The following is a 13,442-nucleotide window of genomic DNA, read 5'->3' on the forward strand; positions in this document are numbered from 1 at the left end:
CCGACTTTTATTAGAAGGGCCCTCCGTCATTGACGGAGGGCTTTTTCTGTTTACGTGCCCCCCAGGGGGCTGCCCGCCCATGCCCGTTTCCCCTTCGCGGCCCCGCCCCCGGCAAACCGGTCAAGTGTTAACGTCTGTTAAATCCTATACTTGTTACTTGCTATTTGTGTTAAACCCTTATTTTTGTTTAAAATCAATTATGCTTTATGAAATTCTTTAGATCTTTCTTAATTGTAGTGTTGTCTTTTATCGCTGTACAATTTGTAGCTGCACAAGATAAAAATGTAATATTACCACCAAACTGGTTCAATTTAGATCTTAAATCCGATGGTTATTTTGGTATCAGTACAGAAAAGGCTTACCAAGAATTGTTAAAGAATAAGCAGCCTAAACAAAAAATAATTGTAGCAGTTATAGATGGTGGAACTGATGTACATCATGAAGATTTAAAAGATGTAATTTGGACCAACAAAGGGGAAGTAGTAGGAAATGGGATTGATGATGATAAAAATGGCTACATAGATGATGTCTATGGCTGGAATTTTATAGGTTCTAAGAATGGAAACTTACATTATGATAACTTAGAACTGGTAAGGATAAAGAGATACCTTGAACCTAAGTATAAATCTACACTTCCCAGTACTAAATTAGATAGCGCAGAAAAAGAAGAGTATAAGCTTTACCGACGTGTAGTTAGCGATTTTGGCAAAAAATATCAGGAAGCCAGTGAGGTTTATCCGATTTATATTGCTATTAAGAAAATGATAGATTCTGTGGCTGTTCTTAACAAGAAAACTATCCCTTCTTTAGAAGATATAGATCGTTTTAAAACAGATGATGAATTTGATGATTTTATTAAAAAAGTGATCAGAAAAGGATCTAAAGAAGATGGAAGTATCGAAAAGTTCTATCAGAATATTGCTAAAGGTAATAAAGAATTAAACCAGACTTTAAATTACAATCTAAACGAAAAATACGATATGCGTGCAGAGCTTGTGGGAGACGATTATAGCAATTCCAGCGAAAGAGGTTATGGAAATAATGATGTAATTGGTCCGGATGCGGAGCATGGAACACATGTATCGGGTATTATTGGTGCTAACCGAAAGAATAATATTGGTATAATGGGTGTGGCAGATAACGTAAGTATTATGAGTATAAGGGTAGTTCCTGCCGGTGATGAGAGAGATAAAGATGTTGCTAATGGAATCAGATATGCGGTAGATAATGGTGCTAAAATCATTAATATGAGCTTTGGAAAAGCATATAAATGGGATAAAAAAGTAGTAGACGAAGCGGTAAAATATGCTGAGAGTAAAGGAGTTCTATTGATACACGCTGCTGGTAACGATAATGAAAATATTGATGTTGTTGAGAATTATCCTACCAAATTTTATGATAGTTCTGAAGCTAAAGAATATGCTCAAAAGCATAAAAAACCAGAAGATAAACTTTTTATGCCTTTGATACAGAGAGACAATATGCAGCAAGGAGCTAATCATCCTTATATGAGAAAACAGGATATGATTAATAAGGAACCTGCTCTGGATTCTGCTAAATTTAAACTGCCAAGAGCACAAAACTGGATTGAAGTTGGTGCAAGCAGCTATAAAGATGATGATAATCTAAAAGCCTCATTCTCTAATTATGGAAAATATACAGTTGATGTATTCGCTCCTGGATTTAAAATTAATTCTACTGTTCCAGGAAATAAATATGATGAATTTGATGGCACAAGTATGGCTGCTCCAGTAGTATCGGGTTTAGCTGCGTTAATATGGAGTTATTATCCTCATTTAACTGCTTTGGAGATAAAAGATATCATCATGAAATCTGTAACCAAAGTAAATCATAAAATAAAATACAAAAATGAGCAGGATGAAACAATTAGGGTAAACTTTTCGGATTTATGTGTAAGTGGTGGAATTGTGAATGCTTATAATGCCCTAAAATTAGCTGAGCAATACAAAAAATAAGATATGAAATTATAGACTCCTCAATTTTGAGGAGTTTTTTTTAGATATTAATCCTTTCAGGCTTTTAGAAGTCTATAAACCAATCAACACAAACAAATGTAAACCTAAAACTATTCATTATGAGAAAACCATTTTATTTTTTGCTTTTGATAGCATTAACAAACTGTGTATATGCACAGAAATTACCTGATATACAAAATATATCGCTTTGGGCACCGGCTAATATAAAAGCTGATGGAAAATTTCAGGAGTGGGGAGCAGGCTTTGCTGCCGAGAATAAACGTACAGAATTGCAATATACTATATGTAATGACGAAAAGAACTTATATTTAGCTTTAAGAGCCACTAATACAGAAGTAGCTACCAAGATACTTAGAGGAGGTATTTCATTTACGATAAATACTGAAGGTAAAAAGAAAAATAATGATGCTTTTGTAATTACCTATCCTATCGTAGTTAGAAATGCAAATGGAAGAAATGCGGGAGGGCGCAATGTACAGGTAATGGGTGAGGGCATGCAAATGTCAAGAGGAACAAGAGAAGGTGCTGTAATTGGTGGCAATACACAAGGAGGGGTTGAAAGAACTCAGGCTCAACGAGATTCAATTCAATTGGCATTGCACAAATCACAATTGGCTGGCGTTAAGGAAATCAGGATTTCAGGCTTTAAAAGCATTGCCGATAGTGCGCTTTCAATTTATAACGAATACGGGCTAAAAGCTGCTGCTTCATTTGATGATAAAGGTCTTTTCTTTTGTGAATTTGCTGTTCCTTTAGAGCTTTTAGATGTGAAATTAGATAGCGCTCCTGAAATTGCCTACCAGATTAAATTAAATGGAATGGATATAGGTGTAGCACTTGGGGGACAGGTTGTTTTTCGAGCAGTTGCAATAAGTGGAGGATCTGGAGGAGGCGGTAACAACATAAGAAACAATACTTCTAGACAAGATATGTTCGCGGCAACTGATTTCTGGGGCAAATATATTTTTCAAAAAAATAAATAGACAGCCCTATGAAATCTATATTTACTCAAATTAAAGCAGGATATCTGCTGTTAATTGCCTGTCTTTTTATTTTGGCTTTGTTATCGCCAAAAGTTTATGCGCAAAATCCGCAGGTAAAGCCTAAAGCTTTACCCAATGCTTTGCCTACACGTGAAATAAGTGGTATTGTAAAGGATTCATTGGATATGGGTTTACCCGGGGTAACCATCAGGTTAACTTCAGAAAAAGACACTTTAGTAACCAGCACCAATCCTGATGGTATATTTGTATTTAAAAATGTAAAAATGGCCACTTATACCTTAAACATTACCATGTTAGGATATAAGCCTTTGATTACTAAATACAAGCAAAATGATGCCGTTCCAAGGATTGTAATGGACCCTGTTATCTTGCATAATTCGGCCAATATGCTGAAAGAAATTGAGATAAACGGCAGTCCTTCAATTACCTACAAAACAGATACTGTAGAGTATAAAGCAAGTGATTATATTGTGAGAGAAAATGCTACAGTGGATGAATTGTTGAAAAAAATGGAAGGCATGGAAGTGGGTAATGACGGAAGTTTGATACATCAGGGTAACAATGTAACCAAGGCCAAAATTAACGGAAAAACCTATTCGGGAGGAGAAGTGAGCACCGCTATACAGAACTTGCCCGCATCCATTGTAGATAAGATACAGATTGTTGATGATTATGGAGATCAGGCTGCAAGAACTGGAATCAAAGATGGCGATCCTCAAAAGGTTTTAAATATTGTAACCCGTACAGATAGATCAGTGGGAAATACGGCAAATATTTCAGCAGGTGCAGGTAATAATAAACGATATGAGGGATCTGCTTTTGGAACCCGGATTAATGGAAATCAGAATATTACAGCCAATTTTAGACTTAATAATACCGTAACAGGGGTTGCCAATTCATCATCAGGAAATATGGGCGGTGGTGGTATGGAGGTAATTTCTATTGGCGGCCAGGGCGGTGGCGGTCCACGAATGGTGGGTGGAAATATGGGTGGCGGAGGCTCTTCGGGCGGCAGTGGCGGAACTACCACTACAGGTAATGCCGGTTTTTCTTATCGTGATCAATTGAGTAAGAAAGTTCAGATCAATACTAATTACAGCTATAATTATAATAATTCAACTTCTTTAAATAGTAGCATCTCAACTATTGTAGGTACAGATGCACCTACTTATTCTTCAAATGAAAGCAAAAGTACCAGCAATTCAAAGAATCATCGTTTTAGTTTTGAGTTGGAAGCAGATATAGATAGTAATAATTTTCTTCGTATAACCCCTGAAATCTCTTTGTCAAACTCATTAACCGGAAGTAACTTTTCTACGCTGCAAACAGGTTTTATACATCAGGATCAGATAGGAGGAAATAGCAGTACCAGTAAAAACCCAAGTTTGGGTATCACAGCATTTTACCAGCATATTTTTAAGAAACCTCGACGTAATTTTAGCTTACAGCTAAGTCTAAATAGCCGTAAACAAGAAAGCGATCAAGAAAGAAATTCAAATATTATTTATTATGCCAATGCCAGTAATACGGTGGTTAAAGACTCGCTGGTACACCGCATAGTAGAGCGAGAGAATCTGACCAAAAACTACAGGGCTAGTGTAACTTTTACCGAACCTTTATCTGCGAATACGCAATTTGAGTTTAATGGGCAGGTAAATTATAATGGTTATGATAATACGGCAATTACAAGTAATATTGATCATGCCGGAATTTCTAAACCAATTGATTCGCTGAGTAATATTTATGATTATTCATTTACCCAAGCCCGTTTAGCTTTTAATTACCGTTACGGGCTTAACAATACTTCGAGAGTTCGTTTTTCTGCAGGTTTAACTGCGGTTCCGGGAGTTTTAAGCGGAACAAAGGTGAGTTTAGGAACAACCACACATCGAAATAGCTTTAATCTGATACCGATTGCCAGATTCCAATACATGTTTTCAAGACAGCATAGTATTCAGATTAATTATTCTGGAAATGCCACAGAACCTACTTTTGACCAGATACAGCCTGTAAGAGATGTTTCAAATCCTCAGAACCCGGTTGTGGGTAACCCTGATCTGAAGGTAACGTTTAACCACGCAATTAACCTGAATTACAATAATTATTTAGCTAACCAGAAATTAAATTACAGTATAGGAGCCAATGTAACTTTTATTGATAACTCTGTGGTAAGAAACAGGGTAACCATTCCTGATAGTTATGGTAGTTTTAAATATGAAACCCGCTTTTTAAATATGAACGGTGCATACCGTGCAGGTGGAAATTACTCAGTATCAAAACAATTCTACAATAGAAAATACAACCTTTCTTATAGCGGTAATATATCTTATAATAATGGAGTTGCCATGAGTAATGATGTAAAGAACATTACGCAAACGTGGAATATAAGTCAGCGTTTTGGTCCGCGTATTAACCCAACAGAGTGGATGGAAGTTAACCCAAGTGTTTCTTATACTTTGTTAAAAAGCAACAATACGCTTGATTTGAGTGAGGTAAATACAAAAACATGGGCTTTGAATGTAGATGGGCGTTTTTATATGTGGCAAACATTGATATTCGGTTACAGCGCGAGTAAGAATTTTGTAAGTGGAATTCGTGCAAACCTTACTTCAAATCCTTTGGTTATCAATGCGTATGTACAGAAAGAGTTATGGAAGCGAAGGGCTACAGTAAGTTTCCAAGCATTTGATATTTTAAAACAAAATAACTTTGTGAATGTAGATGTAAACGGTTTGGTTACAACAGAAACCAAATCTAACGCATTAAGCAGATATTTTATGCTCAAAGCCAGTGTAAGATTACAAAAATGGACCGGAGCCAAAGCAAGAAATGGTATGCAAATCAGACGTCGCGGAGACGGAAGTTTTTATTAGGAAATTGAAATATAAGGAACTGTCTCAAAGTCTTAAGGTGGTCTTATAGACTTGTTTCAGAATCTGAAGTCTAATTGTAAAATCTTTACAAAAGAAACTTTGAAACAAATTTAGGTCTACAGCAGCCTTTCGAGCCAGTTCCTTTTTGTAATTAATCTTATTGTTACTGACTAAAATTTAGGCAATACAACAATAATATTTACATTTGAACATGAAATTTTTTAATCTATGTTTAGCAATGATGGTGGCTGTTGCTGCTTCATGCCAACCACCCAAAACAGCAACAAAACATCATTATATCAGCTTTAAATCAGCTCAGGAATTTCACTCTTTTTTTAACCGTAAAACCGATAAATATCCACTCATCAGCGCACATAGAGGCGGTCCTATGGAGGGATATCCTGAAAATGCTATAGAAACGTTTGAAAATGCAACACTATATAATCCGGTTATCATAGAGTTTGATGTAGCCTTAAGTAAAGACTCTGCTTTGGTAATCATGCATGATGATAATCTGGACAGAACAAGTACCGGTAAAGGACCTGTTAACAATTATACCTATAAAGAGCTACAAAAACTAACGCTTAAAGATAATAGTGGTAAAGTAACTACTTTTAAAATACCAACTTTAGAAGAAGTTCTAAACTGGGGTAAAAACAAAGTATTGTTTACTATTGATATTAAGAAAGGTGTTCCTTATGAAAAGATCATTGCAGCCGTTCGTAAAACCAGCTCAGAAAATAACTCTATTATCATTACCTATAATGCCAATCAGGCAGCTAAAGTACATCAGCTTGCTCCAGATCTGATGATTTCTGCAACGGTTAGAAATCCTGAAGATCTAAAACGTTTAAATGATATGGGCGTACCAAATGATAAGATTATTGCATTTGTAGGTGTATCAGAACCTGATAAAGAATTGTATCAGTTGTTAAATGAAAAGGGAATCAGTACTATTTTAGGTACCATGGGTAACTTAGACCGTAGTGCAAAAGCTAATTTGCCTCAAAATATTTTTCAGCGTTTAATCGCTAACGGAGCAGATGTATTATCAACAGACGAACTAGAATTGGCAGGTAAGCAGCTTGATGATTACAGAACCAGACATCAGCTAAAGTTTAAGAATTTAATTGTGAGGTAAAGTGAGCATTGAGGTATTTAATTTAGCTAAACATTACAATAACCAAAAAGCAGTTGACGAGATCAGCTTTTCGGCCCAACAGGGCCGAATTCTAGGTTTTTTAGGACCTAATGGAGCAGGAAAATCAACTACTATGAAAATGCTGACCTGTTATTTGGCACCTAGCTCAGGTTATGCAGAAATTTGTGGTAAACATATACTCGATCAACCCTTAGAAGTAAAGAAAAGGATCGGGTATTTACCGGAACATACGCCTTTATATACAGATATGTATGTAAAAGAATTTCTAAGCTTTGTTGCGCACACATATGGAATTAAAAACATAAAGCAAAGAGTGGAAGAAGTGATTAACCTGACTGGTCTTACTGTTGAACAGCATAAAAAAATAAGTATGCTTTCAAAAGGTTACAGGCAGCGTGTTGGTTTGGCGCAGGCTATTATCCATGACCCGGAAGTGTTGATCTTAGATGAGCCAACCTCAGGTTTAGATCCTAATCAGTTAACAGAGGTAAGAAATCTTATTAAGAACTTGGGAAAAAATAAAACCCTTATCATCTCTACTCATATTATGCAGGAGGTTGAAGCTCTTTGCGATGATATTATTATTATAAATAAGGGCAAGCTGGTAGCTAATTCATCTTTACAAGCACTTAAGGAACAATATCATACCAATCATCTTGAATCTATTTTTAAACAACTTACAACATCATGAGGTTTATTAAAACTGCTGGTCTGTTATCTTTACTGCTATTCATTTTTTGTACGGTTAAGGTAAAGGCACAAACTTATATAGGCTTAGGAGCAGAAATGTTATTGCCCTCAGGTAACGCATCCAATGTAAGTGCTATCGGACTTGGTGCAAGCGCTAAACTGGAAATAGCGGTGAAGTCAAATATAGCGCTAACGGGGAGTATTGGTTTTTCCAATTTCTTTGGTCGTAATTATTTTGGAAGTAGATTACAATCTATTAATGCTTTCCCTCTAAAGGGGGGAGTAAAATATTATCCAACAGCGGGCGTATATTTTGAAGGACAGTTAGGTGTAGCATTATCTGGTTCAGATAATACTAAAAATTCATTTATATGGTCTCCTGGTTTAGGTACTTTGTTAAAATCTAAGGCAAACAATAATCTGATAGATTTAGGTTTAAGGTATGAGGCATGGACTGTAAGAAATCCAAATAATGAAACAAATTTAAAAAGTACAAATTTTGGCTTTATGGCGCTAAAAGTGGCTTATAGTTTTAATCTGTAGTTGTGTAAAGCTTAAGAAACCACGTTTAATAGTAATTTGTTTGTCAATTTTCTGGAATATTTATTTTAGGAATATATACTGGTTTAAAAATTGTAGCGTTTAGGGAAATAAAACTATAAAAACATTGTATGAAAAAGATTTTATTATCATTAGCATTTGTAGCAACTTTAGGCTTTGCAGCCAATGCACAGAACAAAAAAGATCCGGCCATGAGCGGCTCAAAAATTGGAGTTGGTGCTGATTTTGCATTTCCAATGGGCAGCTTTGGAGACTTTTACAACTTTGGAGTAGGGGGATCATTAAACTATCAGGCTCCGATAGCAAGTAAATTGAATTTTGTTGGTGAGGCTGGATATTTAAGCTTTACCACCAAGAAAGATGCTTTTGGAAATACATTTAGTTCAGGCTCAATACCTGTAAAAGCTGGTGTAAGATATTTCATTGCAGAAAATTTCTATGGTCAGGCACAATTAGGAGCTGCTTTCTCAACAGAAACCGGTGGAGGTACAGCTTTTTTATATGCACCAACTTTAGGAGTTGAGTTTCCGGTAGCCAATAAAATGGCTGTTGATTTTGGAGCACGCTATGAAGGCTGGTCAAATAACGGAACCACTTCATTTATTGGTTTAAGAGCGGCATTGAATTTTGGTTTATAAGCTATATCAAAAAGTGTAAATAAAAAAGCCTCAGTTATTTAGCTGAGGCTTTTTTGTTGGGCTAAAAGTTAATTGTTGTTAAAAATTATACAACTTTATCGACTAAATTGTTAGTTTTGCAGTTCATCAATTATATAAAAATAAAATGAAAAAAATCTTTCTATTATTAACGCTGGCCGTTGGCCTTAATGTTACTGCAAATGCACAAGACAAATCTGTTTCTTTTGGTGTTAAAGCAGGTGTTGCTTTTCCTAACATGACTATTTCTACTATGGGAGTATCTGCAAGTGCAGGAGCTAAAACTACATTTTATGTAGGAGCTGTAGCTGATTTTAAAGTATCTAATATCTTTTCTGTACAGCCTGGCTTAACCTATATGAGTAAAGGTACTAAATCAAGCAGTCAGACTTTTAGTGATGAGAATATAAAAATTGAAGTAGAAAGCTCTAGTATTAATGTTTCTTATCTCGAGCTTCCTGTAAACGCAATAGGTAACTTTGAACTTGGTACTGGTAAGTTTTTTATTGGAGCAGGTCCATATGTTGCTTATGCATTAAATGGAAACACTAAAGAAGGAAGTGTTAAAGAAGATATCAAATTTGGTTCAGGTTCAGATGATATGAAAAGAATGGATTTTGGTCTTAACTTTTTAACTGGTTATCAATTAAATAACGGCTTAAACATCCATGCCGGTTATGGTTTAGGCTTAAATAATTTAGGTAATGAAAATGGTTCTGGTTTTGATGCCAAAATTAAAAATAAAGTATTTTCTGTTGGCTTAGGATTTATGTTCTAAGATAAAATGCCACAAGTAAAAAAGCCCTGACAATTTTGTCAGGGCTTTTTTGTTTTAAACATATAATATATAACTTCGTCAACCATATTTAAAGGTGCATGCTAGCAGTATTTAAAAGAGAATTATTTAGTTTTTTTAATTCATTAACGGCTTATATTACTATTGGCCTTTTTTTTCTGGCCTGTGGCTTAATGCTTTGGTTTTTTCCAGATACTTCAATTTTAGACTACGGATATGCAGAGCTGGGTGGTTTCTTTTCTTTAGTGCCATTTCTATTTATGTTTTTAATTCCTGCCATCACCATGCGTTCTTTTGCCGAAGAAAGAAAAGAAGGAACCTACGTTCTGCTGGCAACCAAGCCTGTTACCAATATACAGATTATCATGGCTAAGTATCTGGCATGTGTTGTATTGATACTGCTTGCTTTAATACCTACAGTAATTTACCATTATAGTGTTTATCAGCTGGGGTTGCCCAAAGGAAATATAGATAGTGGAGCAGTAACCGGTTCGTATATAGGTTTAATTTTACTTGGTTGCGCATTTACGGCCGCAGGTATATTTTCTTCCAGCATTACTAAAAATCAGATTGTTGCATTTGCTATAGCGGTGTTTTTGTGCTTTTTTACTTATACAGGGTTTGACTCGCTTAGTAAGGTACAGGCCTTGCAGGGTGTTGAAGCTTTTATAGCAAATTTGGGCATTAATGAACACTATCAGTCTATAAGCAGAGGTGTGTTAGATACCCGTGATGTTGTTTATTTTATATCATTTATTGTGATGTTTTTGGGACTTACCCGATTGATTTTAGGAGGTAGAAAATGGTAAACAAAGCTAAACTCATTAAAATAATTGTATTTACTGGGTTAATCATTGCCATTAACTGGGCAGCGGGGTTTGTTTATACGCGGATAGATTTTACCAAAGAAAAAAAGTTTACCCTACAGCAAAAAACGAAAGAATTTTTAAGGAATAATAAGCATGATGTAACCATAACCGTATTTCTGGATGGAGAAATGCCCGCTGCCTTTAAAAGGCTTAAAAATGCAACGAAAGATATCTTAAATGATTACAGAGCATATGCCAAAGGTAATTTTAAAATAGTTTTTGTTGATCCTCTGGCGGGACTGAATGCAGAAGAGCGGGATACTATTATTCATAATTTATTTGAGTTAGGTATTAAACCTACCAATGTTAAAATTAAAAGTGATGCAGGTTTTGCAGAAAAACTCGTATTTCCCATGGCTTTGATAGAAAGCAATGGGAAACAAATGCCTGTAAAGCTCCTCCAGAACTTAGGGGGTGAAGCTTCGGGTTATGAGCAAAGTATCAATAATTCCATTCAGAATCTTGAGTACATTTTTACTTCGTCTATTAAAAAAGTAATATCGGGATATAATCCGCGTATCGGTTTTACTGAAGGTAATGGAGAACCTTCTAATGCGTATTTATATGATGCGATCAGTACACTTTCAGAAAGTTATGTGGTAGGCAGGGTAAATTTAGATGAGATTACCAAAGAGGGATTAGACAGTTTAAAGGTTCTGGTGATAGCCAAACCACAAAAAGCATTTACAGAAGAACAGAAATATAAAATCAACTATTTTGTAATGAAAGGAGGAAGTGTAATATGGTCTTTAGATCAGGTACGCTTTGATTTGCAGGAACTGGCTGATGGCAAGTCTCACATGGCTATCGCTCATGACCTTAATTTAGATGATATGCTTTTTGAGTATGGCGCCAGAATTAATTACAATCTGATAGCAGATCTAAACTGTGCTGAAATTCCTGTATCAACGCCGGGAAGCCCGGGTGGTGATATTCAACTGGCTCCATGGGTTTATTTTCCTTTATTGTTCCCTGATACCGCACAGAGCGTAGTTAAAAATATTGATCATGTTAGAGCTGAATTTGCAAGTACAGTCGATACCATTGCGGTTAAGCATATTGCAAAACATGTTATTCTAACCACTTCTCCTTACAATAAATTACATAATATACCCAAAGTACTTTCCTTACAGGAGCTTGAGCAGCAACCTAAGCCCCGTGAGCTGAGTGGTAAACCTCAAACCATTGGGGTTTTACTTGAAGGCAATTTTAAATCGGTATTTTTAAACAGACCTGTACCTGCTAAAATTACTGAGCAATTTAATTCTGTAGAAACAAGTAAACCAGCTAAAATGGTTGTTATAGGAGATGGTGATATTTTTGTAAACCAGATCAGTAATACAGACGGTTCACCTTTCTCATTAGGTTTTGACAGATTTACTCAACAAAACTATGGAAACAAGGCTTTACTGCTAAATCTGGTAGATTATTTGGCAAATCATGATAACCTGATTGAGTTGCGAAATAAAGAGGTTAAGATCAGATTACTGGATAAGTCGCGCATCAAAAAAGAAAAAATAAAATGGCAACTGATTAACACCCTCTTGCCGCTTACTTTGTTAATATTTTTTGCAATTTTTCAACATTATTACCGTAAACTTAAGTATGCAAAGTAATTTTCATACTTTTGAATTTATACTTAACAAGCTATGAGATTTATAGTATCAACATCAACATTATTAAAACATTTACAAATAGTTAATGGTGCTTCGAGCAGCAGTACGGTTCTGCCTATCTTAGAAAATTTCTTGTTTGAAATCAAAGATGGGTTATTGACCATTTCGGCTACTGATTTGCAAACCAGTATGACTACTTCTTTATCTGTAGAGTCTAAAGAAGAAGGAAGAGTAGCTGTTCCATCTAAAATTTTGTTAGATACTTTAAAAACCTTACCAGATCAGCCTATTACGTTTATTATAGATGATAATAATTTCGCTATCGAAATTAGTGCCGGAGATGGCAAGTATAAATTAAGTGGCGAGAATGCAGACGATTTTCCTAAAATCCCTGTAGTAGATAATGCATCGTCATTAAACGTACCTGCTTCTGTTTTGAGCGAAGCCATTACCAAAACTATTTTTGCTGTAAGTAATGATGAGTTACGTCCGGCAATGACAGGTGTTTTCTGTCAGCTTTCGCCTCAGAATATCACTTTTGTAGCTACTGATGCACATAAATTGGTAAGATATACACGTAATGATTGCAAAGCTGATAAGGCATCTTCTTTCATTTTACCTAAAAAAGCACTTACACTTTTAAAATCGGCATTGCCAAACAGTGATGTAAATGTAGCTATTGATTACAATGCGACCAGTGCTTTCTTTAAATTTGATAATATCAATTTAGTGTGTCGCTTAATTGATGAACGCTATCCTGATTACGAAGCGGTTATTCCTGCAAATAACCCAAATAAACTAATTATTGATAGAGCATTGTTCTTAAACACATTACGTAGGGTGGTGATATTTGCAAACAAGACTACACACCAGGTGCGTTTAAAAATCAATGGAAGCGAATTGAATATTTCATCTGAAGACTTAGATTTTGCAAACGAGGCGCATGAAAGATTAAGCTGCCAATATGATGGTGAAGATTTAGAGATCGGATTTAATGCCCGTTTCTTAATTGAAATGTTAAATAATTTAAATGGAGAAGAAGTTACTTTAGAACTTTCTACTCCTAACAGAGCGGGTTTATTGATCCCTCAAACCAATGATGAAAACGAAAACGTTTTGATGCTTGTAATGCCTGTAATGTTAAACAATAATTATTAACAGTTACCGCATCATATTTAGAACAATGGCTTGGTTTTTGACTGAGCCATTGTTGTTTTA

At 35.4% G+C, this 13,442-nt stretch carries 11 protein-coding genes; all 11 read left to right on the forward strand.

Going from position 1 to position 13,442, the window contains the following annotated elements; all coding sequences use genetic code 11:
• Positions 1–206: 206 nt before the first annotated feature.
• The 11 genes from ACLHG9_RS15380 to dnaN all read left to right on the forward strand — a co-directional run bounded on the left by ACLHG9_RS15380 (position 207) and on the right by dnaN (position 13,382).
• Positions 207–1,976 carry a S8 family peptidase gene (locus tag ACLHG9_RS15380; protein WP_410222388.1) on the forward strand — a complete coding sequence of 590 codons (1,770 nt, stop codon included), beginning with the start codon at positions 207–209 and terminating at the stop codon, positions 1,974–1,976.
• Between the two features lie 119 nt (positions 1,977–2,095).
• A complete protein-coding gene (locus ACLHG9_RS15385; RefSeq protein WP_410222389.1) occupies positions 2,096–2,980 on the forward strand; it encodes a hypothetical protein in 885 nt (294 codons plus the stop codon).
• 8 nt (positions 2,981–2,988) lie between these two features.
• Entirely contained in the window at positions 2,989–5,874 is a 2,886-nt protein-coding gene (locus tag ACLHG9_RS15390; RefSeq protein WP_410222390.1) for an outer membrane beta-barrel protein, read from the forward strand.
• A gap of 211 nt (positions 5,875–6,085) precedes the next feature.
• A complete protein-coding gene (locus ACLHG9_RS15395) occupies positions 6,086–7,015 on the forward strand; it encodes a glycerophosphodiester phosphodiesterase family protein (RefSeq protein WP_410222391.1) in 930 nt (309 codons plus the stop codon).
• Position 7,016: 1 nt separating this feature from the next.
• Positions 7,017–7,727, forward strand: a complete 711-nt coding sequence (locus ACLHG9_RS15400) for an ATP-binding cassette domain-containing protein (protein WP_410222392.1) — start codon at positions 7,017–7,019, stop codon at positions 7,725–7,727.
• A complete protein-coding gene (locus ACLHG9_RS15405; protein ID WP_410222393.1) occupies positions 7,724–8,269 on the forward strand; it encodes a hypothetical protein in 546 nt (181 codons plus the stop codon). Before ACLHG9_RS15400 ends, ACLHG9_RS15405 begins: the two co-directional genes overlap by 4 nt.
• A gap of 128 nt (positions 8,270–8,397) precedes the next feature.
• Complete coding sequence (locus ACLHG9_RS15410; protein ID WP_410222394.1) at positions 8,398–8,925, forward strand: outer membrane beta-barrel protein; 528 nt, start codon at positions 8,398–8,400, stop codon at positions 8,923–8,925.
• A gap of 145 nt (positions 8,926–9,070) precedes the next feature.
• Positions 9,071–9,721, forward strand: coding sequence for a porin family protein (locus ACLHG9_RS15415; RefSeq protein WP_410222395.1), 651 nt, complete (start codon positions 9,071–9,073; stop codon positions 9,719–9,721).
• Between the two features lie 98 nt (positions 9,722–9,819).
• On the forward strand, positions 9,820–10,548 hold the full coding sequence (gldF, locus tag ACLHG9_RS15420; protein ID WP_410222396.1) for a gliding motility-associated ABC transporter permease subunit GldF: 729 nt from the start codon (positions 9,820–9,822) through the stop codon (positions 10,546–10,548).
• Positions 10,542–12,224, forward strand: coding sequence for a gliding motility-associated ABC transporter substrate-binding protein GldG (gene gldG / locus ACLHG9_RS15425; RefSeq protein WP_410222397.1), 1,683 nt, complete (start codon positions 10,542–10,544; stop codon positions 12,222–12,224). Before gldF ends, gldG begins: the two co-directional genes overlap by 7 nt.
• A gap of 33 nt (positions 12,225–12,257) precedes the next feature.
• Positions 12,258–13,382 (forward strand): DNA polymerase III subunit beta, encoded by a 1,125-nt coding sequence (gene dnaN / locus ACLHG9_RS15430; RefSeq protein ID WP_410222398.1) that lies wholly within the window; start codon positions 12,258–12,260, stop codon positions 13,380–13,382.
• Positions 13,383–13,442 lie beyond the last annotated feature (60 nt).

This window comes from Pedobacter sp. (genome assembly GCF_046462515.1).
GTDB lineage: Bacteria > Bacteroidota > Bacteroidia > Sphingobacteriales > Sphingobacteriaceae > Pedobacter.

What these genes read in the sequence shown, in the direction of transcription:
- ACLHG9_RS15395 (WP_410222391.1), top strand. Translation starts at nt 6,086, where the DNA reads ATGAAATTTTTTAATCTATGTTTAGCAATGATGGTGGCTGTTGCTGCT.
- gldF (WP_410222396.1), top strand. Translation starts at nt 9,820, where the DNA reads ATGCTAGCAGTATTTAAAAGAGAATTATTTAGTTTTTTTAATTCATTA.
- ACLHG9_RS15410 (WP_410222394.1), top strand. Translation starts at nt 8,398, where the DNA reads ATGAAAAAGATTTTATTATCATTAGCATTTGTAGCAACTTTAGGCTTT.
- ACLHG9_RS15385 (WP_410222389.1), top strand. Translation starts at nt 2,096, where the DNA reads ATGAGAAAACCATTTTATTTTTTGCTTTTGATAGCATTAACAAACTGT.
- gldG (WP_410222397.1), top strand. Translation starts at nt 10,542, where the DNA reads ATGGTAAACAAAGCTAAACTCATTAAAATAATTGTATTTACTGGGTTA.
- ACLHG9_RS15415 (WP_410222395.1), top strand. Translation starts at nt 9,071, where the DNA reads ATGAAAAAAATCTTTCTATTATTAACGCTGGCCGTTGGCCTTAATGTT.
- ACLHG9_RS15405 (WP_410222393.1), top strand. Translation starts at nt 7,724, where the DNA reads ATGAGGTTTATTAAAACTGCTGGTCTGTTATCTTTACTGCTATTCATT.
- dnaN (WP_410222398.1), top strand. Translation starts at nt 12,258, where the DNA reads ATGAGATTTATAGTATCAACATCAACATTATTAAAACATTTACAAATA.
- ACLHG9_RS15390 (WP_410222390.1), top strand. Translation starts at nt 2,989, where the DNA reads ATGAAATCTATATTTACTCAAATTAAAGCAGGATATCTGCTGTTAATT.
- ACLHG9_RS15380 (WP_410222388.1), top strand. Translation starts at nt 207, where the DNA reads ATGAAATTCTTTAGATCTTTCTTAATTGTAGTGTTGTCTTTTATCGCT.